23 protein-coding genes and 2 pseudogenes are annotated in these 20319 nt (G+C 51.9%); 8 read left to right on the forward strand and 17 right to left on the reverse strand.

What is annotated here, in order from left to right; genetic code table 11:
* Window positions 1-249: 249 nt before the first annotated feature.
* Window positions 250-1215: pseudogene (locus tag HKK53_RS32975) on the forward strand (PDC sensor domain-containing protein); the annotation flags it as partial.
* 102 nt (window positions 1216-1317) lie between these two features.
* Complete coding sequence (locus tag HKK53_RS32980) at window positions 1318-2073, forward strand: methyl-accepting chemotaxis protein (protein ID WP_442962291.1); 756 nt, start codon at window positions 1318-1320, stop codon at window positions 2071-2073.
* Between the two features lie 45 nt (window positions 2074-2118).
* Here HKK53_RS32980 and HKK53_RS09325 read toward each other — a convergent pair whose 3' ends face one another.
* The gene (locus HKK53_RS09325) at window positions 2119-2838 is read right to left on the reverse strand and encodes a TetR/AcrR family transcriptional regulator (RefSeq protein WP_169370582.1); all 720 of its coding nucleotides are present in this window, start codon (window positions 2836-2838) and stop codon (window positions 2119-2121) included.
* Window positions 2839-3234: 396 nt separating this feature from the next.
* On the opposite strand from HKK53_RS09325, the gene HKK53_RS09330 reads away from it, so the two are divergent.
* Entirely contained in the window at window positions 3235-4119 is an 885-nt protein-coding gene (locus HKK53_RS09330; protein ID WP_169370583.1) for an NAD(P)-binding domain-containing protein, read from the forward strand.
* Between the two features lie 48 nt (window positions 4120-4167).
* Here HKK53_RS09330 and HKK53_RS09335 read toward each other — a convergent pair whose 3' ends face one another.
* Both HKK53_RS09335 and HKK53_RS09340 read right to left on the reverse strand, forming a co-directional pair.
* Window positions 4168-5064, reverse strand: coding sequence for an alpha/beta hydrolase (locus tag HKK53_RS09335; protein WP_169370584.1), 897 nt, complete (start codon window positions 5062-5064; stop codon window positions 4168-4170).
* Between the two features lie 37 nt (window positions 5065-5101).
* Window positions 5102-5980, reverse strand: a complete 879-nt coding sequence (locus HKK53_RS09340; protein ID WP_169370585.1) for a phytanoyl-CoA dioxygenase family protein — start codon at window positions 5978-5980, stop codon at window positions 5102-5104.
* A 197-nt stretch (window positions 5981-6177) separates the two neighbouring features.
* On the opposite strand from HKK53_RS09340, the gene HKK53_RS09345 reads away from it, so the two are divergent.
* Window positions 6178-6924, forward strand: a complete 747-nt coding sequence (locus HKK53_RS09345) for an SDR family oxidoreductase (protein ID WP_169370586.1) — start codon at window positions 6178-6180, stop codon at window positions 6922-6924.
* Between the two features lie 248 nt (window positions 6925-7172).
* Here the strand turns inward: HKK53_RS09345 and HKK53_RS09350 are convergent, their stop codons facing one another.
* Window positions 7173-8090: an alpha/beta hydrolase gene (locus HKK53_RS09350; RefSeq protein ID WP_169370587.1), complete on the reverse strand. Its 918-nt coding sequence runs from the start codon at window positions 8088-8090 to the stop codon at window positions 7173-7175.
* Between the two features lie 283 nt (window positions 8091-8373).
* Here HKK53_RS09350 and HKK53_RS09355 point away from each other — a divergent pair, with 283 nt between their 5' ends.
* Window positions 8374-9270 (forward strand): AraC family transcriptional regulator, encoded by an 897-nt coding sequence (locus HKK53_RS09355; RefSeq protein ID WP_169370588.1) that lies wholly within the window; start codon window positions 8374-8376, stop codon window positions 9268-9270.
* 243 nt (window positions 9271-9513) lie between these two features.
* Here HKK53_RS09355 and HKK53_RS09360 read toward each other — a convergent pair whose 3' ends face one another.
* Complete coding sequence (locus HKK53_RS09360; protein WP_054613966.1) at window positions 9514-9879, reverse strand: histone-like nucleoid-structuring protein, MvaT/MvaU family; 366 nt, start codon at window positions 9877-9879, stop codon at window positions 9514-9516.
* A 421-nt stretch (window positions 9880-10300) separates the two neighbouring features.
* On the opposite strand from HKK53_RS09360, the gene HKK53_RS32615 reads away from it, so the two are divergent.
* Window positions 10301-10633, forward strand: coding sequence for a hypothetical protein (locus tag HKK53_RS32615; protein WP_237150758.1), 333 nt, complete (start codon window positions 10301-10303; stop codon window positions 10631-10633).
* Window positions 10634-10728: 95 nt separating this feature from the next.
* Here the strand turns inward: HKK53_RS32615 and umuC are convergent, their stop codons facing one another.
* From umuC to HKK53_RS09385, 5 genes are all read right to left on the reverse strand, one after another.
* Window positions 10729-12009 carry a translesion error-prone DNA polymerase V subunit UmuC gene (gene umuC / locus HKK53_RS09365; protein WP_169370589.1) on the reverse strand — a complete coding sequence of 427 codons (1281 nt, stop codon included), beginning with the start codon at window positions 12007-12009 and terminating at the stop codon, window positions 10729-10731.
* Window positions 11996-12424 (reverse strand): LexA family protein, encoded by a 429-nt coding sequence (locus HKK53_RS09370; protein ID WP_178117449.1) that lies wholly within the window; start codon window positions 12422-12424, stop codon window positions 11996-11998. The genes umuC and HKK53_RS09370 overlap by 14 nt, the downstream gene beginning before the upstream one ends.
* A 122-nt stretch (window positions 12425-12546) precedes the next feature.
* On the reverse strand, window positions 12547-13329 hold the full coding sequence (locus tag HKK53_RS09375; RefSeq protein ID WP_237150760.1) for a DUF4253 domain-containing protein: 783 nt from the start codon (window positions 13327-13329) through the stop codon (window positions 12547-12549).
* A 136-nt stretch (window positions 13330-13465) separates the two neighbouring features.
* Complete coding sequence (locus HKK53_RS09380) at window positions 13466-13765, reverse strand: hypothetical protein (RefSeq protein WP_169370590.1); 300 nt, start codon at window positions 13763-13765, stop codon at window positions 13466-13468.
* Window positions 13766-14132: 367 nt separating this feature from the next.
* Complete coding sequence (locus HKK53_RS09385; protein WP_169370591.1) at window positions 14133-15260, reverse strand: sensor histidine kinase; 1128 nt, start codon at window positions 15258-15260, stop codon at window positions 14133-14135.
* An 808-nt stretch (window positions 15261-16068) separates the two neighbouring features.
* On the opposite strand from HKK53_RS09385, the gene HKK53_RS09390 reads away from it, so the two are divergent.
* Window positions 16069-16515, forward strand: coding sequence for a GNAT family N-acetyltransferase (locus tag HKK53_RS09390; protein ID WP_169370592.1), 447 nt, complete (start codon window positions 16069-16071; stop codon window positions 16513-16515).
* 126 nt (window positions 16516-16641) lie between these two features.
* On the opposite strand, the gene HKK53_RS09395 is transcribed toward HKK53_RS09390, so the two are convergent.
* The 4 genes and pseudogenes from HKK53_RS09395 to HKK53_RS09405 form a co-directional block, all read right to left on the reverse strand.
* Complete coding sequence (locus HKK53_RS09395) at window positions 16642-17064, reverse strand: hypothetical protein (protein WP_169370593.1); 423 nt, start codon at window positions 17062-17064, stop codon at window positions 16642-16644.
* A 30-nt stretch (window positions 17065-17094) separates the two neighbouring features.
* Window positions 17095-17391, reverse strand: a pseudogene (locus HKK53_RS32620) (hypothetical protein); the annotation flags it as partial.
* 282 nt (window positions 17392-17673) lie between these two features.
* Complete coding sequence (locus HKK53_RS09400) at window positions 17674-18171, reverse strand: 3'-5' exoribonuclease (RefSeq protein WP_169370594.1); 498 nt, start codon at window positions 18169-18171, stop codon at window positions 17674-17676.
* 152 nt (window positions 18172-18323) lie between these two features.
* Window positions 18324-18623 carry a hypothetical protein gene (locus HKK53_RS09405; RefSeq protein WP_169370595.1) on the reverse strand — a complete coding sequence of 100 codons (300 nt, stop codon included), beginning with the start codon at window positions 18621-18623 and terminating at the stop codon, window positions 18324-18326.
* Window positions 18624-18821: 198 nt separating this feature from the next.
* Between HKK53_RS09405 and HKK53_RS09410 the strand changes: the two genes are divergently transcribed.
* Window positions 18822-19121: a hypothetical protein gene (locus HKK53_RS09410; protein WP_169370596.1), complete on the forward strand. Its 300-nt coding sequence runs from the start codon at window positions 18822-18824 to the stop codon at window positions 19119-19121.
* A 127-nt stretch (window positions 19122-19248) separates the two neighbouring features.
* On the opposite strand, the gene HKK53_RS09415 is transcribed toward HKK53_RS09410, so the two are convergent.
* From HKK53_RS09415 to HKK53_RS09425, 3 genes are read right to left on the reverse strand one after another with little or no spacing between them, the layout of a single operon-like run.
* Complete coding sequence (locus tag HKK53_RS09415; protein ID WP_169370597.1) at window positions 19249-19434, reverse strand: hypothetical protein; 186 nt, start codon at window positions 19432-19434, stop codon at window positions 19249-19251.
* A gap of 22 nt (window positions 19435-19456) precedes the next feature.
* Complete coding sequence (locus tag HKK53_RS09420) at window positions 19457-19825, reverse strand: hypothetical protein (RefSeq protein ID WP_169370598.1); 369 nt, start codon at window positions 19823-19825, stop codon at window positions 19457-19459.
* Between the two features lie 46 nt (window positions 19826-19871).
* Window positions 19872-20276, reverse strand: coding sequence for a DUF6957 family protein (locus HKK53_RS09425; RefSeq protein WP_169370599.1), 405 nt, complete (start codon window positions 20274-20276; stop codon window positions 19872-19874).
* Between the last annotated feature and the right edge of the window lie 43 nt (window positions 20277-20319).

Below are 20319 nucleotides of genomic sequence, written 5' to 3' on the forward strand. Positions count from 1 at the left end.
GCGAGCGTTGTTGCCCTCAACGTCTACCAGGGAAAAGTGTCTTCAGATGAAATCCGAACGCAGAGCAGTGTTCTATTAGAAGTCGCAGCTCGCGATCAGCTCATCGGCAACGGGAAAACCCAGCAAGCTCGTATAGAGAAAAAATTCAGCGATGCCAATCTCTTAGCTCAGCAGGTAGCGCTGCAGTTGGGCACGCTTCGAGATCAGTTTGCGGAGGGTCGGATCAGTGCCGGGAACCTGCGGCGAGACATGGTCAAAAGCATTCATCAAGCAATAGCGGCCAACCCTGCTTTCTTGGGGCTATACGTAGCTTTTGAACCCAATCAAGCAGGTGGCGAAGATGAAGGCTTCAAAGGCAAGACAGAGTTCGGTTCAAACGAAATTGGCCGTTTCTCAACCTACTACTCTCGGTACGGCAGCACCACCTTCGAATTAACAGCATTAGACGAAAAAACTATCAACGGCGATCAATCGAATGCTAGCGGCCAACCGATGAATTATTGGTATAGCTGCTCGAAAAGTACGCTTAGGCCCTGCGTTACTGCCCCTTACTTCGACACACTGAATGGCCAAACTGAAGGTCTCGTATCGCTTGCAGTTCCCTACTTGGAAAAGGGCAAGTATGTCGGTGTGCTGGTGGTCGATTTGAGTCTGAATGATCTTCAGGAGCAAAGCGAAAAGCTCTCCCGTGATATTTACGGCGGACAATCGACGGTGAGCATCGTGAGCGACTTGGGCGTAATCGCTGCGAACAGCGCCTCGGCGAAATCAGCCGGAAAATTTGCTTCTGAGGTATGGCCCGAAAATGGAGCGCGGCTTCAGGCTCTAACATTTGCCTCTGGGATATCAGCTGCTCGCGACCGCGACAATTTTCAGTTGCTATTGCCCTTCCCTCCTATTGGCGACTCAGCATCTTGGGCCGTAAAGATCGACGTTCCATGGGATACATTGATGGCACCTGCTGACATGCTGGCAGACCAGCTCGATACACGACGCCGTTCAGGTATGTGGCAAAGTATTATGTTCGGTGCGCTGCTCGGAACATTAGGTCTTTTGTTAAGCGCGGTAGTCATCCACAAATCGCTTCAACCATTGAGTGTTATCACGCTCATGATCAAGGAAATCGCGAGCGGTGACGGCGACCTGACCAAGCGGATCAACTACCGCCAGCCTAACGAACTTGGCGAGCTTTCAGGATGGTTTAATCGCTTCCTAGACAAACTGCATCCTCTGATAAAGGAGATCCAAGCTACAGCCCAGAAAACTCGTGAGGCCGCAACGCACGCGTCCGCAATAGCACAAGAATCTCGCGCCAAATTGAACGCCCAAGCCAATGAGGTCGATCAGGTAGCTACAGCCTCTACCGAAATGGCGGCGACTGCGCAGGACGTGGCCAGGAATACCGCATCTGCCGCCGATGCCGCGCAGGATAGTAATGACGCGGGATCACAAGCTGATCGAATCATTGTCAGCGCGAGGCAAACAATTCATAAACTGTCCAATGGCATGAGCCAGAACATGTCCCAAGTCAGGGCGCTCGCCGACAGCAGCACAAAGATCAGTTCCGTTCTGGAGGTCATTCGGGGGATCGCCGAACAGACAAACTTACTCGCATTGAATGCCGCCATCGAAGCCGCTCGCGCCGGCGAAGCTGGTCGAGGATTTGCGGTTGTCGCAGACGAAGTTCGAACTTTAGCTCGGCGCACCCAAGATTCGGTAGCTGAGAGCCAGCTCGTCATTGAAGCTCTTCAACAGAACACCTCTAATGTGGTCGCTGCAATGAGCGAAAGCCACTCACTGACAGGCACGACGGTTGAAGAGTTCGCCAAGGTTGGGGATGCCCTTCAGCAGATGAGCATGGGGGTCGGAAGGATAAATGACATGACCCTACAGATCGCGACGGCTACAGAGGAACAAAGCAACGTGGCTGATGAAGTCAGTGCAAACGTCAGCAACATCAGGGACTTCACCCAGAGGTTGGCCGTGAACGGTCAAGAATTAGAAACCGTCAGCATGCACCTTGATCAGCTAGCGAAGACTCTTGAAGAAAAAGTAGGCCACTTCAAAGTCTGATCTGATCACCTTTGCGCCTTCTTATGCGAGGGCGCACTCACCTAGCTAAGCAGAGTCATCTGCAGGTGAACGCGTCAAGGTGGCAGTCCAAAATGAGATCGCGGTCTCGACCATCTGTTCACGGAGTCCCGACGTTGGGCTCAGCTGATCCTGGTAGAAAAAAACCCCCTCTATCTGCGTCGCGATCAGAGCAGCGTATGTCCGGACTTTGTCCGCTGGTAACTGGGGATTGATTTCAGTAATCAACTGACAGAAGCCGGTAAGAAAGTGGTTGTACTGACTGACCATTAAATCCTTGATCGACTCATCGTGGCTGGCCAGAGCTCCCATTTGAAAAAAGAACTTTCCAGTTTCTGTATCAAATGTCGCTGATGAGTTTTCCCGAATGGCAACTGCCAATCGCTCCATCGGTGTCTCGGCGGAGGCATTATCAACCAGGTGATTCACGGCCTCTACGAAGTGACCAAGCTTTGCCTTGATCATTTGCCGGCAAAGATTTTCCGTGTTGCCACAGTAGTGCTGAAGGTTGTTGAGGCTAATGCCCAACTCCTTGGCAACCTTTCGAGCGGAGAATTGCGCGTAGCCGTCCCGCACAAAGATAACGGCAGCGGCATCGTTAATCTCTTCGATTTTTTTTAGCCGCTTACCGGCACGGCTGTAGGGGCTGACGTCCCCTGCTTCACTTTCTTCATACTCTAATAGCACGCCGTGGCCGCTCCTTTTGTAGCGTTGGTGACCCATTCTTGCTGGGAACCAATCCAGCACTGCTACCCATCTTACCCCTAACCAAAGCGGCCAGTGCGCAGTACGGCCAGCTGACACCATCTAGTTGCCAAATTCGGATAAGCCGCCTGACTTTCCGAGCGTAGAGTCCCTAGCGGCATCAATGAAAGGTCGCTTTGAGCTGCTCCTATGAGGTCTCAAACAACCTGCGACCTTCCGTAAATTCGATGAGTCCTCCGGCACGGGATCAACCCCAAACCACCACGAATTTGCGTTGCTAACTCCGTCGATTCAATCGATGCCGCGTTACCACAAGGCAGGGAAATCCACTCCGAAACTATTAGGCATGGAGCACCTCAATCACCCCCTCTTTCAACCGTTGAACTCTTCATCGTTACACCGCTACACCCAACCAACCTATTACCTCAGGGGAATACCATGGTTCAAAATTTAACGCTTCTCGGCACAGGCTTAATGGGCTCCGCTTTCGCGAATCTGTTTATGAAAAACGGCGTGAATGTGACTGTCTGGAACCGCACGCCTGGTCGGTGTGCTCCGCTGGTTAAGATGGGGGCTAGGGAAGCATCAAGTATCGGCGCGGCGCTGGAAGCCAGCTCGGTGGTGCTGGTTGTACTACTGGATTACAACGTTTTCAGAGCGGTCATGAAGGGTAATGAACATCTGATCTCGGGCCGCGACTTCGTAAATTTCATGACTGGATCAGCTAACGATGCAACTCAACTACAGGACTACATCCGCGCTAACGGAGGTCACTACCTTGACGCTGCAATTGAAGCTTACCCTGACGACATCGGCCACGAGAGTACGCTGATTCACTATTCAGGCTCCCAGGAAATCTGGCTCCGCCATGAGAACTTGCTGCGAATGCCAGGCGCAGCCTCACGCTGGATCGGAGAGCTAGTCAGCGCAGCGAATGTGTTGGATGCAGCTATGGCTGGCGCATTCTACAACACCAGTATCGGCGCCTTTCTAGAGGCTGTAGATTTCGCCAAAAAAGCCGGAGTAGGCATCGAGCAGCTCGAAGGTTGTCTCGATTATTTCCTTGATCTTCTCAAAGCCGAGCTGACTGCCGTCATCAAGCACCACAAGTCTGATGACTATCGAACGGATCAGGCAACCCTTTCAATTTACGTAGCGGCAGTGAAATCGTGGCGTCAGACCATGCTTGATTCAGGACAGCGCGCCAGCCTCTTCACAGCCAATCTTCACTGCATGGAGATGGCCGTTGCTGAGGGTCGAGGAGACCTTGGGATCGCCGCCACATACGCCAACCACATTCAGTCTGATCGCCAAGAACGTTGACGAAAAAAGCCCCGGAGATTTCCGGGGCTTTTGGCTTCGCAAGCAAATCTACAGATGCTGTAAAAACCAGTTCGTCGCTGCCTTACTCGAAGCTTCAAAGTATTTGACGTAAGGATCGAAGTGACCGCCCTCAAGCAGAACCAAAGCCTTCGGCTGAAGCGCCTGCTCGTATGCTTTGAGAGCCAAATCCGTGACCGTCAACGTATCGCGCTTGGCCACAAGCATCAGCAGTGGAGTCGGGCTTATGCGATCAATAACAGATCCCGGCTCATACTCATTCAGCATCTCAACGCTCTTGAGCGTTACCTCGTTGCGCCAAGCAGGAGCGATGGTTCGTCCGCTATGGACAAAGAAGTCGTAGGAGTCCTGCCCTGGAAGAGCACAATCACTTGTTGGGTCTCCGTTAACGACTTCGAGCATCATAGGGGCCTTGCCCGCATACCGATCAGCCCGGTCAACCTCGAATGCATCCATGACTGCAGGCAGCAAGTCAGGGCGAATTGCGAGGCGCACATCCATCGAACCACTTATATCAGGCACCTGTGACGCTACACATTTCACCCGGCGATCAAAAGCCGCTACCTGTAAAACATGTCCACCACTGTAGCTCGATCCCCAAATGCCGATCCGCTGACTGTCGATCTGTTCAAGCGTACACGCGAAAGTAATGGCATCTCGGTAATCGCGGATCTGAAGTACGGGGTCAACTTCCTGCCGAGGAAGACCTTCACTCGATCCAAAATTGCGGTTGTCGTATATCAATACGGCAAAGCCATTTTGCGAAAATACTTCACCGTACTTATTCAGGTACTGCTCCTTCACAGCAGTAAATCCGTGGGCCATAACGATGGCCGGATACTGACTCTTTGCATCCCGTTCAGGAGTGTACAACCATCCTCGGAGCGTCAAACCATCGGTGGTTTGAAAGCTGATGTCACTGCGCATTGTTGGTTCTCCAAGCGTCATCGCCGGTTAATGATCGCTAAAGGATGTCTTCGGCGGTGGTGTTCAAGGCAGCATCAGGAGCAACCAGATAGTTGGGATCGCGCATCTCGATCCATCCGCAGAAAGGTGGGTTCGTGCTCCAGCCCAACAGTCGCTGAACACGTTCGGGGAACTCACGGACGCGCTCACGAGGAACCGCGATGTATTGGTTTTCCTCTTGGCGCAAGTAACCCAGAACCAAGGTGGTTGCGATAGCGGTACGTGGTTTGTCCACCGTCGTATTCTTGCCACCACTGTGATATGTCGATCCGAGGTAGATCAGACCGTCACCAACGTTCATCTCCGCAGGCACGGACTCCTCGTAGGTAGGCGCACGATCATCATCCCATTTGTGGCTACCTGGAATTACTCGCGTTGCGCCGTTTGCTTCGGTGTATTCGCTCAACGCATACAAAACCTGGATCTGACTGTCGGGGCCAGGATGACGCCGGTGGTGTGCAATATCATCCCGATGCAGCGGCTGTGCTCCCTCACCAGGCATGATCATAATTGCCTGGGTCAATGACATCTGCAGCGCTGGGATGGACACGTGCTGAGCGCCGTCGAGCCAATATTTGAAAGGCTTACACAGATGCTTCTCTGCTGCACCGTACAACTGTGGCTGAGTAATGAGATCTTGCATGTGGAGTGACCGGGAGAACAGCCCCGATATGCGTCGTGTTTTACGCCCAACGAAAGAGCCATCGCCATTAGGAGCAACGTCCAAGACATCAGCCAGATCAGCCCACAATCCGTCGATGGTTTCTTGCTTGAGCATGTTTTTGACAATGCACCCACCATCGCGCTCCAGGCACTCAAGGATGTCGTCAATGCTCGCGTTGCCAGGCAGAGTGACCAACGCTTTTTTGCTACTCATCTTGCTCTCCGGAAAACTTCAAGTGTTCGTGGAGCTTTTATACAAGTTGAGTGAGCATTCCTTTATCCAGAATCGGCAAGCCGGCGTAGCACCGCAGTCGTTTCCCGCGCGATGCACCCGTTGCCGATACTGGCTAGGTAGGCCGGGTAAGTACGGATAGCGTCTCCTCAACCATTCCATCGTTGAGGTGCACCAGAATGAAAAGACTAGAAGGCAAGGTTGCATTAATTTCCGGCGCGTCATCAGGCATTGGGGCTGCCAGTGCCATGCGATTTGCAGAAGAAGGCGCCAAGATTGTCATCTGTGACATCGACGAGGCGAAGGCCAGTTCAGTTGTGCAAGCAATCCGAGCTGCAGGTGGCGAGGCAATATTTACACGCTTGGACGTTCGAGATGAGAGTCAATGGATTTCAGCGTTTCAGGCAGGAGTATCGAAGTTTGGTTTCGTGAATGTCGTCATGAACAGCGCTGGTATCGCGGTACCTGGCAATGTCGAAACCATGAGCTTCGACGAGTGGAACAAGGAGCTTTCGGTTAACCTCAATGGCACCTTCTTCGGCATCAAACACGCGTTCAAAAACCTTCGAGAAACAGGCGGGTCGATTATCAATCTGTCCTCGATCGAAGGCATCGTTGGTAATCCGGAGTACGCAGCATACTGTGCAGGTAAAGGTGCCATCCGTAATCTCACCAAGTCTGCGGCGCTGCACGGAGGCCGAAGCGGCTACAAGATCCGGGTCAACAGCATCCATCCTGGGTACATCGTTACGCCAATGGTTGGAAATGACCGAGTAGAGCTAGCCCGATTGGCGAAGCTACATCCAATCGGCTTCTTAGGCGAAGCTATAGACATCGCCAACATGGCCCTCTTCCTCGCTTCGGATGAGTCGCGATTCGCAACAGGAGCAGAGTTTGTTGTCGACGGCGGGTTCCTAGCGCAGTAGAGCCTCTTAACTGCAGCTCACCATCGTAACGATGACTTCTGTAGTAATCACTGCTTAAACGCAATGCAATGTTTGAACCCCAGTCATCAAAAAGGGCCCTAGAAGGGCCCTTTTGTGCTTAAACCCAATTCACTTGGTGAGTCATCAACCGTGGTGGAACCGCATCCAGCATCCTTGATTTTTTAAGGTCAGGGCTGTTCAGGAATGTTTGTAAGCAGGCGCGACGGCTCAGCGTAAATCGCCTCCCATCAACCTATTAGACTTTTTCGATAGAACTCTACGAGTTTGGCAACTGCCGGTGTTACGTACTGCTCCTTGTCGTAGAGATCAACATGGCTCGCACCCTCTACCCAAAAAAGTTCTTTTGGCTCTCCAGCTCTCGGAAACGCCTCTTCTGCCATCCACTTGGTGGCGGCCTTCGTTCCGACGATTGTCAGTAACGGGCGTGGCGCGATCATGTTGATGAAACGGAAGCCCTCAAATGTCGCCATCTTATCGACACTAATCCAAGGCATCTGCTTGGCAGATCGTGGATGATAGGCGCGAGGAGTGCAGTAATACTCCCAACCTTCGTAGACATATTGACCAAGCGCACGAGCGGCTGCTTCATCTGCTGGAAAAATCGGAAAAGTCTGTGATGTTTCGCCTCGTGCCTCGGCGGTGCGCGCCTTAGCGGCATTGTCCAACATCATCGTGAGAACCTCTGGAGGCTGTCTTCTGTCGTAACCTACCCGAAAAAACTCCCCGATACTGACGCCACTGACTGTAGCAACTGCCTTAATCCTGTGATCAGTTGCTGTAGCTGGGATCACGTACCCTCCAGATGCGCAAATTCCAAGCAGGCCAATTCGCTCCGCATCTACATCGTCACGAACGCTCATGAAGGAGATGGCCGACTTAATATCTTCGATACGATGCGCGGGATCTTCCAGACCACGCGGTTCACCAGCACTTTCGCCGTTATAGGCTGCGTCGAAGGCCAGTGTAATAAAACCCCGCTCTGCTAGGTACCGGGCGTACAGCCCGGCGGTTTGTTCTTTTACTCCGCTGGCAGGATGGCTAACCACAATGGCCGCATGCGGCCCTCTGCCCAAACCATCTGGGGTGTAAAGCGTACCAACGAGTTTGAGTCCTGCACTTTCAAATGTGACTGTCTGCTGATTCATGTTCACTGTTCCTGATGGCTGAGGAGATGATCGGTCTTGTGCCAGTGCACCAAGGGCCACAGCGGACGAGGCAATGATTGCGGTTTTGAGAAATATTCGGCGCTCCACGCATAGCCCTCTGATGATGGTGAGGAATAACCCATCTGGGGATGGGTCGCATGGATTGAATTGAACATCTGTGAACACTTTTGGCGGTAGAGCGAAGCTACCATTAGCTTGCACAATCCTTCCAATCACGTACTTGCCATGCAAGCAGCGCCTGTGCGAGTGGTACAGTTGCATCATGAATAAAAACGCTCATCTGTTGGGAGAGCTGCGGGAACTTATCCTCCGCCATGCGCCCTCGCACGCCACTCATCCTTTATTGGCAAACGTCGTGTTGTCGACTTATACGGTGCCGACACAGTCGGTTCCATGCCTGTCTGAACCTGCCTTTGCCTTGGTGGTACAAGGAGCCAAACAGGTTATCCTCGGGGAACAGACATTCCGGTACGCTACCGGTCAATACCTTATCTATTTGGTCGATTTGCCGCTGAGCTCCAATGTGATCCACGCAAGCGAAGAAGAGCCAGTGCTTGGGCTTGGATTAATCCTCAAACCCGAGGTAATAGCTTCGCTGTTATTAGAGAGCGGCATTCCAGCGACTAAAGGTGATGGGCAGCGCAGCATTGCTGTAAGTAACCTGACTGAAGATTTGCTCGATCCAGTCTTGCGGCTCCTGAGGTTGCTGGATCGACCGAATGACATTCCAATTTTGGCGCAGTCGATTGAGCGAGAGATTCTGTGGCGGCTTTTAAATGGAGAACAAGGCGCAATGATGCGGCAGCTAGGTCTTGCCGACAGTCGAATCATGCAGGTAGCCCGTGCGATCAAGTGGATCCGAAGTCACTACGCAGAAAAAATCCGTATTGAGACCCTGGCAGACGTGGCTGGTATGAGTATCACGTCATTTCATCGGCATTTTCTGGCAGTGACATCGTTGAGTCCAATCCAATTCCAAAAACAAGTTCGACTGCAAATGGCACGCTCAATACTCATATCATCGCCGAGAGGTGTGGCTGACGTTGGCCTTGCAGTCGGCTACGACAGCCCCTCTCAATTCAGTCGCGAATACCGCCGCTTATTTGGACGACCCCCACGAGATGATGGGCAAATAGTCAGGGCGCGCGCTGGTGAGTGACACTCATACCAAGCAGATCTAACTGCTCAACCCTGTCAAGGTCAGGAGCGACCACCAAAACATCGCTGCACATCCCCCTCTCCTATGAAGACAGCTTTATGTTTTCGCCGTCAAAGCTATCGAGTCGCCTAACGCCCAACTCGGAAGCCTTATGTAGGGATCACTGCTTGATCGCAATGCAATGTTTGAATTCAGTAACCATAAAAAGGCCCTTGAAGGGCCCCTTTTGTACTCAAACAAAACTCACTTGGTCAGCCAGGACTCAACGGTGTCCGATCCGTGTTCCGCCTTCCACTCTTTCAACGTTTTGTGGTTGCCACCTTTGGTTTCCACCACTTCGCCAGTTTTAGGATTCTTGTAAATCTTCACTTGGCGAGGTTTGCGGCTGCCGGATTTTTGCTCTGCCGCAGGTGCTTTGCGACCGGCATGTGGATCAAGCAAATTGACGATGTCTTTCAGGCTATAGCCGTACTTAGCCAGCAAAGCACGAAGCTTCGTTTCGAATTCGATTTCCTGCTTAAGGCCTGCATCCCCTTTCAAGGTTTCAAGTGCTGCAAGTTGTTCGGCGAGATGTTTTTCAAGTTGGCGGAATTCTGCGAGCTTGGACATGGAAAACCTCTTCTGGATTAGTATTCTAACGGTACACCAAAAAGAGAAACTTGCATCAATATCCGGATCAGGCAGCTCGATATCCACCAATAATTTGAATCTCACAAGCGGCACAAGGTCACCTATTAGGAGAATCAGAAGACGACAAAGCAAAGGGGGAAGTTTATGAGCCTTGCTATGATCATCGTCAGCATGATTGCCGCATGGACAGCGATAGCAATTTCCATGTTGTGGGGAATGCAGCGAATCACACGCCGGAACCATCCATTTGTTCAGGACGAAACTGTCGCTGATGCCCACTGTATACACTCTCCTACGCACTGAGCCCTTTTCGTTCCGCACCACTCAAAACTGATACCTCAGAGATAGCTTGAGCAGATATCAGCTGGGGAGTTCACGAATACAATGGGAAACCCTAAACATGTATCCGACGACTCCAGACGGTCGCTACTTCGTAGTCAAAGGGAAGCTATGGCGTTGCAGCAACCCATTGTTGCCCGCACACATTCGGCAGCACCTTGTCGATGACCTGATGGCTGCGCGTCGTGAGGTGAAGGCTGCTAAAGCCTCTGGAGATGCTGGCCAGCTATCTGCGGCCAGGGCAAAGGTTCAGAAGGCCAAGACTGAGCTCGGAGAGCGTGGGCCTGTCTGGTGGGACGATGGGAGCCCTGACGTCAATAGAAAGCAGGCTGCCAATACACCCTATGCCGACTGGTACTTCTCACTCAGCGCCATGAGCCCTCCAGAAATTTAGCGGTTACCGCTTAATCTTTTCGTAGCGCTCACTGAGCCGGGCCGTGATGTCGACATACTCTTCCTGTGCCGTCCAAAAGCCGATGGCAATTCGAACTACCGGCAGTAAACAGTCCACAGCTGATCAACACGGGTCGTGAAACTTTGGCTCATCATCTCTCTTCGCATTCCCCAATCTGGATCGGTAGGCACGCTTGCCAAACGCATCGTCCCCCTGCCCCACCTTCCATTGATCGCGTCCAGAACACCCATGACTTTCTCGGTAGCCTCAGGTTGGGAGATGGAAAAAAGATCGTCGCTGTATTCACCTTTCTGGCAGAGATTAACCAGAAGCACCTCTGCTTTGCTGTACTTAAAACCAGGTCGGAAAACGCTCTCCACGGCATCAACTGCAGTCTTCGTCATCAGGCGAACATCGTCGGTAGGGTATGGAAGCTCGACCAGAACACCGTTGGCATATTTCGCCTCCTCAGGGTTGAACATGCCCGTGCGAATACTCACTCGAATTCTCTTGCAGAGTGATTTCTGAGCGCGAAGCTTTTCGGTGGCTCTCATCATGTAAGTAGCGACGGCCTCCTGTATCGGTGCGATCTCAGTCAGCCGCTTCCCAAACATCCTTGAACAACAAATCTCCTGCTTGGGCGGATCAGGCTCATCAAGCTCCAAGCATGATGTGCCAGCAAGCTCGCGAGCTGTCTTCTCGATGACGATACTGAACTTGTTACGCAGCGTAGTGGGGTCAGCTAGCGAGAGATCCCACGCCGTATTGATACCCATGCCTTGTAGATGCAGAGTCATCTTGCGACCCACACCCCATACGTCTGACACCGGGCATTTTTTCAACACCCAGTGTCGCTTGGTTTGATCGCGGAGATCGACCACCCCACCACTCTGCGCTTGCCATTTTTTGGCGGCATGATTGGCGAGCTTGCTCAGAGTTTTCGTACCTGCGATACCTACCCCAACGGGGATACCTGTGCTGCGATATACCTGAGCCCGTATGCGACGACCAAGACCCTCTAAATCATCAGGAACGCCAGACAAGTCTGCGAATGCTTCATCAATGCTGTAGACCTCCACAGCAGGCACCAGCGACTCGATGACAGTCATAACGCGCTGGCTCATGTCGCCGTACAGCGCATAGTTCGACGAGAAGGCGACGATGCCGTGTTGCTTAAGCTTTTGCTTAATCTGGAAGTACGGCTCGCCCATTTTCACGAATGGCTTAGCATCGTAACTTCGGGCGATCACACATCCATCGTTATTACTGAGAACGACAATTGGCGTGTTGCGCAGGTCAGGCCGGAAGACCCGTTCGCAGGAAGCGTAGAAACTGTTGCAGTCGATCAGTGCAAACGCGGGCTCAGGCTTTTTCATGGCAGCGCACGCTGTACATGACAACGCCCCAAACCAAAAGCTCTTCACCCTCCATCATGTAACGCGAAGGATATTTAGGATTCTCTGACTTAAGAACGATCTGGCCACTCTCCTTGATGAGACGCTTGCACACGGGCTCACAATCTACCGCTGCAATCACGATGTGGCCCGACTCAACCTCCAGAGATCTGTCGACGATTGCCAGGTCTCCCGGAAAAATACCGGCACCGACCATGCTGTCCCCTTCGATCCGCACCAGGTACATATGCGGTGCACGCAGATCCAGAAGCTCATCCAGCGAGACTTTTTGCTCAAGATGATCTGCGGCAGGCGAAGGAAATCCTGCAGGCACGCGGTAGGAGTAGAAAGGAAGCTGGATGCCGTTACTGGAAAGCGGCCCAAGTATGGTGACCATAATGCAAACGCCAATACTGTATGTTCGTACAGTTAACCGTTGAGGTGGGATTGCGGTCAAATATTGTGTGTATCTAGCCGACCGGAGGTAATTATCAGCCGGGCTTTTGCTGCGCACGGAGCTCATTCCACGTAACGGATCCACAGATACGTCCGACCGAAGATCGCCTGCGCGACTGCAGAAATGCGTGCTTGTAGTTCTTCATCGCCAGTGTTGTAGAGCGCACAGAAGTCTTTGGCTACCACCTTAGCTTGGGATGTATCAGGTGGCTCAGCACGAATGAAGCCGATGTAAGAAGCACCTACGCCCATCAACTCATAGCTATGCGCTTCTGAAAAATGACGCGCAACCGAGAAGTTTTTCGCAGGATCCAAGTCGGAAGTGAAATAGCCATTCGGAAAAGCCGCGAGTGCCTGGCAAGACTGCTGAACAGGTACCAGAAGTGCTGAAAGGGGCTGCTCTAGAAGAGAGATAGGGTTGTTCTGGTAACTGATCCACTCCTGCTGGGCCCGCTCATCTAGCGTCAAGCCATGAGCGCAAGCGTCTTCGAACGACGTGGCTGCAACCAGGTTTGTGAAATTGCGAAGGCAGATTGCGAACTCCGCTTTCGTAGTCGGATAGCCTATGTATTCACCATTCTCGAAGCACTCTGGAGGCAAGCCCGCTATGTCCTGCTCCGATGCATCGTCAATCCCTAAGTTGTTGCGCACATGTCCCGAGGTGTAACGAGCTTGGTGCAGATCATCGAGCGAGAACAAAGGTATAAAGCCCGGGGGCGACTCAGCCATCTTACGACGAGCTTCGGCCAGATCGTCAAAGCTGGTAATCCCGCTCACACCGTACTCATCGCATGTACCTACAGACGGGTTATCACGCATGCCATTACCGCGAAATTCGATATCCATAAACCGTGGCCTGCTCCATGGTGTTACTGAATTGAGTGAGCAATCCTAAGCGTTCCAGGATCTTCATAGGAAGATCCGCTTCGAAGCGACAACAAACCCTGGATAGACTCCCCATGATTGACCGATACTCCTTTCCTTATTGATGAGTATCCGTCTCCTCGGCAGGATAAAACTCGCCCTCCTTTCCTATCTTTTTTAGCAGTTCACGCACAATTACCTCTACGCGGGCCACTGCGGTTTGATCGTCAGAGTCGACCAACTGCAAGCACAGGCGGCGGACATTCTGATCGTGGGTGCCCTCGCTCATCATCTCGTGGGTGAAGACCTGTTCGCCACGCCATAGGCATAACTGGGTATGAGTCCCAGCGAGCCATATCTCGTTGATTGATCTAAGGTCGGTGGTAGCCAGCTGATCCACGGTGATCGTCTTATCCATTGCGCTGTACCTTACCAATGAGTAGATATAGGTAGAGTTATAGGCATAAGGGGTCGTTCCAAGCGTCGGCAGCTCATCCGCGCCAATGGTAGTAAACCACGCCCCGGATGAAGGTGGGACACTAGACAATTCAGTGCGGTAAGTCCAAAAAGACGAGGGCAATCCCATGACTAACCCGGCTGGTTTACATTCAGATGGCCGCGCCTAGATAAACTTTACTCACCCCTCCTCGGGCCAATACTGCTAGTGCAATAGTGGGCGTGCAGCCTACGGAACGACCGACAGCTATAGGCCAATAGCGGTCGCTCATGACAGACCGCTGACGCCCATGGACGGCCACTAACCCGCAGTGCTGTGTCCAAGCTACCTAAGTGACTATCGATGGAAGACGGACGGTGAAAGTAGTACCGCTATCAGCGTCAGATTCGACTTCAATGTTACCGTGATGAGCGCTTACGATAGCTGAAGCGATATAGAGCCCTAGCCCCAGCCCCGCTTCGGCGCCGTACTCAACGCCGCCTTGTAGATGTCGAATCAACGGATTAAAGAGACTCGGCTTTGCGTTCTCCTCAATTGGAAGTCCAGCATTATGGACAGACAATAAGGCAAATCCATCAACGGCTTTTACGGTGACGGTAATTGGAGTGTCGGCCTCACCGTGCTGAATCGCGTTCCCAATTAGATTGGAGATAACCTGCTCCATCCTAGATTTATCAAACCGCCAGGGCAGGGTGTTTTCCGTCATCAAATCGACCTGTCGATCTGGGTGGTAGGCTTTAGCTTCTTCTACCATTCCCCTACAGGTCTGAACCAGATCGCCATGTTCCATACGAACTGGAATTCCCGATCCTAACTGAGTGCGGGTGAAATCTAGAAGATCACCCACTATTTTTATAGATCGCTTCACACTCGTATAAATACACGAAACATTCTTGGTAGGCTTTGGCGGGAGATCCCCAGCACGCAAAAGAACTTCAGCGCTGAGTAATACGGCACCGAGCGGGCTTCTCAAATCGTGACCGAGTACGCCAAGAAACACGTTTCGCGCTGTCTCTACAGCAGTGGCATATGTCACCACAGACTCCGCGAGCGCCTGGTCAATCGCTTCGTTAAATCGAATGACATCGTTAACTTCTTGATGCTTGGACACATGGTCAGGCGGCAGCCACAACGCAAGCACGCTGGTGCGCAGGGCTCTGTACTCTGCGATCACCTGTCCAATGGTAAAGCCCGAAGCATGTCGAATGTTCGCGTGTGATTCTGCTGAGGTGATACTGTTCAATCGAGGCGCATTTCCGTGAGATTTCAAGATTCTTGCTTCAGGGCTCTGATGGGTTTGGAGATCAGCGGCAATAGTCCGCAGCATGTGCTCTGCGTGATCTCTCAAGGCCACCGCATCCATCCCCTCAGCGGCCGGGGTCAGCGTCTTGGCGAAGTCCTCCCACTGCTGAAGGATTGGTTCCATGTTTTGTTGGATGAAATCAGCCAGGCGCATTTTTTGCCCCCTTTATGAAAGTGGATTATCCGAACAACGAGCTTAAGCAGTGAACGGACGACTGAAATACCAGACTACGCTATCGGGCGTACCTATCTTGGGTCGTTGCAGCCGGTCGCGGCAGGCAGCATTCAGCCGGTGCAGTCATTCAGGCGATCCAAAGCACGGGTGACTCAATGTTGGAAGGTCACCGCACCACCCAGAGCAGAACGATAACGCTCGAAGCCCATCCGATTGCAAGGATTCCTATTCCAAGCGTCATGACAAGAAGCAGAGGATATTTCCACAAGGCTCTATCTCCTTTAATTCATTAATCGGTCAGTAGGAGCATCAGAGCAATATCCAAGCCACCTATTAACATCTGGTCTCCCCCCGTCACAGCAACGAAGTGGGCACTTTTCATTTCGGTAGATTTCTATTGCCTTACCCACAATACCCAAAGGTGGGGGGTGCCCTTCCCTACAATAGGTGCTAGGTCGGAGGGTTGGTGGAGGCTCAGTTGAAGGTGGACACGGAATACCAAAAGTCTTGCTGGCTGTCACGATGGGCGACAAACGGCCGAGGCTGTGTAAAAACGTTTTTGAGCGCGTCAGGTACTCAACACCGGACTGGAAATCGCGTTTCTACGCGAAATCCACATCTGCTGACGTGCCGATAAATTTCAGATTTAACGTAGACGCGCACACTTCAATTTTGGCGAAGCGTTTTTACACACTCTGGGCCAGAAGCGGACACCCGCAGCCCCTTTCGGGTAATGTGTCAAATTGAACCATTGAAGCTTCATCGCCCTTTCGCTTGAGGATCTCTAATGAGAAACCAATCCGCTATTGTCGAGGTGGTTCAAGAAACCGATCCTGTACTACTCAGATCTTTGAATGACCTTCTCCCACAGCTTTCTAAAAACGCTCAAGCGATGACAATGGAAGATTTGAAGCAGATTGTGGATTCAGAGTGCTCCGATTTGTTGGTGGTGAAAGCAGCAGGTGGCGGAAGCATCTTGGGGGCGCTGACCCTAATTCATTTTCGCATTCCGACAGGAATTCGTGCTTGGATCGAAGACGTCGTTGTGGATGCCAGTGCCCGAGGTCAGGGGATTGGCAAAGCACTGATACAAGCAGCAATAGAAAAAAGCCGTGACCTTGGGGCGAAAACACTGGATTTAACATCCAACCCAGATCGTGAATCTGCTCATCGTTTATACGAGAGCGCGGGGTTCTCGGTGCGCACAACAAAGGTCTACCGATATATCAAATGACTAGAGGGTGGTTGTTCAACGCATGGTGATCACTCATGTGTACAGCGCCGCTGACCGCTTTGGGTCGAAAGCGCTCAATCGTATACCGCAGTAGCTGGCCGAACGCAGACACGCCCTTTCGGGAAGTCAAACTCCGTTGAACAGACCCAGATATGAAATGGTTGCAGTGCTCTCCGGCAAACGTACCAGCGGTTCCACTTGTGTAGAGGTCGAACGACGGTCGCCCCAGATGGCATTCGAACCCACCATTATAAAGTGCGTGAATTCTCCTACCTTAGAGCTGACCAGCGCTCTCTCGGACTGACTACGGATTTGAGCTATGACGTCATCTGGGGTGCCGGCAAGCTCAACGAAGTCTGAATCCATAAAGAACCCAAGATCTTCCGCTATTCGCCAGGTTGGATTCCGGTCTTCCCACGAAACGTACTCGGCTTCGCTTGCGCTTTCAGGGGGCTCTGGCTCCCACTGTTCAAACACAAATGTTTGCGCAACGGCTTCAGTGGCGAAATTGGCACCGAAGAGATGGAAGGGCCAGCAGCCATCTTGCATGTCTCGATCTCGATTGTTGATGAGTCGTCATCAGGATCGTACCTGATTAAAGGTGGAGGAGCAGCTGGCCAGGCATAATTGCTGCACCCGAGGGGTGAAATGGTGCTGCCGCCGTGAAAGACGTAGAAAATCGCGCAGACTCGAACGCCCATTTCCACGCTGGAACGTTGCGAGCACGTACCGGGAGTTCACGGCTGTCATCACCCTGAGTCTCCCCTCGCGTTAGACCTTCAACACGTCAGAAGTCCTGATCAGGTGGCCGTCGCCAAAACGATCGTATTGGTCTTTTCGGTTGTGGCCAAAAACCACGCCGATGCCTTCTCGAGCTATTACCTAGATAGAAGATTTTTGAAATGAAAAATTATGTCTGGGCAGTAATTATGGCTGAGCCATAATTTCCAATAATTCAGTTTCTCCCCCCGCCGTATCCATTGCGGTGAACTCGATCACCTGCTGCGCACCGTACAAAGTTGATCATCGCGTGTCGTCAAGCTCAAGCTCGCACCTTCCACTCCTTATGGCACGCTCGCTACTTACGCAGGTCATCTGCCAGTCATGGGCTGCAAAAATTCATTACGACGTAAGAAATCTTCGAGCTAAGAAGCCCTATTATGGTGAAACCTTAAACTGGGATACCGATATCTTGAATAGCTCCGCAAGCACTCGTGCGTCTAGCAAAGCATGGTGAGGTGGATCACATAGCTCAACGTGCTCAAGAACTTCTGCATTGACCTGACTGAAAAGGCTTATGAGGTTGGTCGGTTGACTCATAACCTGCTCTGGCCATGGTTGATTCTTAACATCAACGAGATAACAGAAAAAATCCCAGTCCCAATTTGGCGCATCTGAACATACCTCAAGCTCTCCATCGAAGCCGCCTAGAAATCTTCGAAGTGAGTGTTTGGCTTCGATGAGCGACTGGCCATACCGTCTAGGATCGAGCTGCGGTAAAACATAATGGATGACGAAATCACTGCAGTCCTCAACCACATAGGTATCCGTCAGCTCAACGTAGAACTCTTCGCCGGACTCCGATACCAGCGCTAGTGATATGAGCTTCGAGTCCTGATTGAGCTGGGTGAATTCGCAATCTAGGAATATCTTCAACGCCCTTTCCTTTTCAACGAATTGTTAGCGCGGCCTGTCATTGGAGCCGTGTTCATCCCACTATTTACAGCACCGACGGATTTGCGAGGAGCGTGACTACCAGGTCGTCCAGTAAGATTAGGCGCTGCGTTAGTGATTGGACGTGGGGGCTGTCAGTCGTCCCCCCAGGGATCGAACTTGTCCCCATACCTAGCGTGTAAGGCGCGATTGCGCTCGATCCGCCTTATCCACGGATCGTAATCCTCAGGCAACGCTGCGAGCTTAGCGCTGATGATGATTTGCACTGCTTCGTCACGCAGTAACCTGCTGGTCAGCTCGCGGTATTGACCACGCGTAACCACACCATAAACGGCATGATTGTCTTTTACGTAGAGGTCGGTCATCCCCACCCGCAGATGGCCATATATCTTTACGTCATCGGGGTAGATGTCCTCTAGGCTGAGGTATCCCATATCGAACTCCGGGCTAGGAATGTACTCGCTGAATAGCACTGCCTGTACGCGCCACAACGTTGAAAGACGCCACCGAAAGCGGGCACCATCATTGATGTCGTCCCTTCGCGCCAGCGCCTATAAAAACCAGCCAACAACAGGCGATATAGTGTGCGCATGATAGCCTCCGCTCAGTTATCACTGTTCTGAGAATCCGCTTTGAACACACCTGACGCACGCACCGATTTCAACACTCTGATCAACGCACCGAAATTTTCCGATGACTCCGTCGGGCATTGGCAGAAAAAGCGGTGGCAGCTCATCGCTGGCGACATTTACAAAAGCACCTCCATCGAAGACCTACTTGAAGCGAGGGGAAAAGCTGAAGGCTACATCCACGGCCTTGTGGACGCTGGGCATTTGTCGACGAGGGACACCGACCGCGACTATCTCATTTTGAGCATCGTCCAACGGCGGCGTGAGTTTTTGCAGAAGCTGCTGAACGAGTACGGTTACTGAGCCAAGGCCAGCTGTGAACCGTCCGATGGTAAACGAGGGTCACAGCATAGAGGCAGTTTGAAGCGCTCCGCACGGCTAACTCGGAGCGCTGCTGATTCAAACCGTATTAGGCCTAGCAAGCGATGCCTCAGAAGTCTGACAGAACGCGGGAGCGGAGCTCATCCTGGACGGCGCACTCCTCTATCGAGATCAGAACAGCTCTCCTTTGCTGACCATCGATAAAAACCGGTTTACGCATCATGATCACCTTCTCAAGCAACTCATCGAAATTTCTCGTTGCCCGAGCAACTGTCCAGCGTTCATCAGATGCCATGCAGTTCCACCCCCCAGAATATTCAATCCTCAGATTGGAGACGTTCACCGGAACGAAGCAACTCAAGAAAACTACGTCGCCCACCCCCACGCTTGAAGCTACCAACGAGGTAATTTCCTTCTCGCGTCTCAAGAAGCCAAAACCGCCCTTCTTTCCATGCTCTCTGTATTTTTTCTGTGCGAATAATTCCGCCATTGGCTGTTTGATACGCGTCGTCTTGCTGCAGGTGATCGAAAGACACTCCGAGGCACCTATCATCAATGATCACTGCATCGCTGATAAAAGCCGTAATGGCCACTGTGTATTTTCGGAGACTCGCTTGTACAAGGCGACTCATTTGGAAGTCACTGAGATATTTACTATGAAATTCGACTTCGATGATTTCTGGCATCGGCCATCTCCACATGACTCAAGTAGTATTTTGCGCCAGTCATAGCTCAATCCGCTTTCATAGAAAAAGCAGCACCTATGCTGGCATTTTTTCTTAGGCCCGATCCCAGCAGGAGGTAGACCGTACTCTTGGTTTCAAACATGCAGCCTTCTGCGAAGGATTTTCCGAAGTTACTGCGTACCCACATGCCCGCCTGAAATCGATTTCGACTATCAAAAACAACTTCGTGCGCGAAGAGAGTCGCGGGCAGTAGACCGAGCCCGGTGAGCTTTTCTTTCTCATCAGGGTTAACCGTAAGGTCGATTAAATTCCACTGCCGAACAACGCAGAATGCTTTGCCTGGGAATGACTTTGCTGCTAAATAGATCAGGTCTTCCTCAGCCCCCAACCAGCCAGCCATCTCCGCGCCTGCGCCGTAAAGTAGCTGCGAGATTTCTTCTAACGTGACCATGTAATTTTCTCGAATTCGTACGCAGCGAAATTCAGTTCGCTAA

It is taken from the genome of Pseudomonas sp. ADAK7 (assembly GCF_012935675.1).
Taxonomy (GTDB): Bacteria; Pseudomonadota; Gammaproteobacteria; order Pseudomonadales; family Pseudomonadaceae; genus Aquipseudomonas.

What these genes read in the sequence shown, in the direction of transcription:
- HKK53_RS09370 (WP_178117449.1), bottom strand. Translation starts at nt 12,424, where the DNA reads ATGGTCACCATACTTGGGCCGCTTTCCAGTAACGGCATCCAGCTTCCT.
- HKK53_RS09380 (WP_169370590.1), bottom strand. Translation starts at nt 13,765, where the DNA reads ATGGATAAGACGATCACCGTGGATCAGCTGGCTACCACCGACCTTAGA.
- HKK53_RS09390 (WP_169370592.1), top strand. Translation starts at nt 16,069, where the DNA reads ATGAGAAACCAATCCGCTATTGTCGAGGTGGTTCAAGAAACCGATCCT.
- HKK53_RS09345 (WP_169370586.1), top strand. Translation starts at nt 6,178, where the DNA reads ATGAAAAGACTAGAAGGCAAGGTTGCATTAATTTCCGGCGCGTCATCA.
- HKK53_RS09375 (WP_237150760.1), bottom strand. Translation starts at nt 13,329, where the DNA reads ATGGATATCGAATTTCGCGGTAATGGCATGCGTGATAACCCGTCTGTA.
- HKK53_RS09350 (WP_169370587.1), bottom strand. Translation starts at nt 8,090, where the DNA reads ATGAATCAGCAGACAGTCACATTTGAAAGTGCAGGACTCAAACTCGTT.
- HKK53_RS09425 (WP_169370599.1), bottom strand. Translation starts at nt 20,276, where the DNA reads ATGGTCACGTTAGAAGAAATCTCGCAGCTACTTTACGGCGCAGGCGCG.
- HKK53_RS09420 (WP_169370598.1), bottom strand. Translation starts at nt 19,825, where the DNA reads ATGCCAGAAATCATCGAAGTCGAATTTCATAGTAAATATCTCAGTGAC.
- HKK53_RS09415 (WP_169370597.1), bottom strand. Translation starts at nt 19,434, where the DNA reads ATGGCATCTGATGAACGCTGGACAGTTGCTCGGGCAACGAGAAATTTC.
- HKK53_RS09385 (WP_169370591.1), bottom strand. Translation starts at nt 15,260, where the DNA reads ATGCGCCTGGCTGATTTCATCCAACAAAACATGGAACCAATCCTTCAG.
- HKK53_RS09360 (WP_054613966.1), bottom strand. Translation starts at nt 9,879, where the DNA reads ATGTCCAAGCTCGCAGAATTCCGCCAACTTGAAAAACATCTCGCCGAA.
- HKK53_RS09405 (WP_169370595.1), bottom strand. Translation starts at nt 18,623, where the DNA reads ATGGGATACCTCAGCCTAGAGGACATCTACCCCGATGACGTAAAGATA.
- HKK53_RS32615 (WP_237150758.1), top strand. Translation starts at nt 10,301, where the DNA reads ATGTATCCGACGACTCCAGACGGTCGCTACTTCGTAGTCAAAGGGAAG.
- HKK53_RS09330 (WP_169370583.1), top strand. Translation starts at nt 3,235, where the DNA reads ATGGTTCAAAATTTAACGCTTCTCGGCACAGGCTTAATGGGCTCCGCT.
- HKK53_RS09355 (WP_169370588.1), top strand. Translation starts at nt 8,374, where the DNA reads ATGAATAAAAACGCTCATCTGTTGGGAGAGCTGCGGGAACTTATCCTC.
- umuC (WP_169370589.1), bottom strand. Translation starts at nt 12,009, where the DNA reads ATGAAAAAGCCTGAGCCCGCGTTTGCACTGATCGACTGCAACAGTTTC.
- HKK53_RS09335 (WP_169370584.1), bottom strand. Translation starts at nt 5,064, where the DNA reads ATGCGCAGTGACATCAGCTTTCAAACCACCGATGGTTTGACGCTCCGA.
- HKK53_RS09340 (WP_169370585.1), bottom strand. Translation starts at nt 5,980, where the DNA reads ATGAGTAGCAAAAAAGCGTTGGTCACTCTGCCTGGCAACGCGAGCATT.
- HKK53_RS09395 (WP_169370593.1), bottom strand. Translation starts at nt 17,064, where the DNA reads ATGCAAGATGGCTGCTGGCCCTTCCATCTCTTCGGTGCCAATTTCGCC.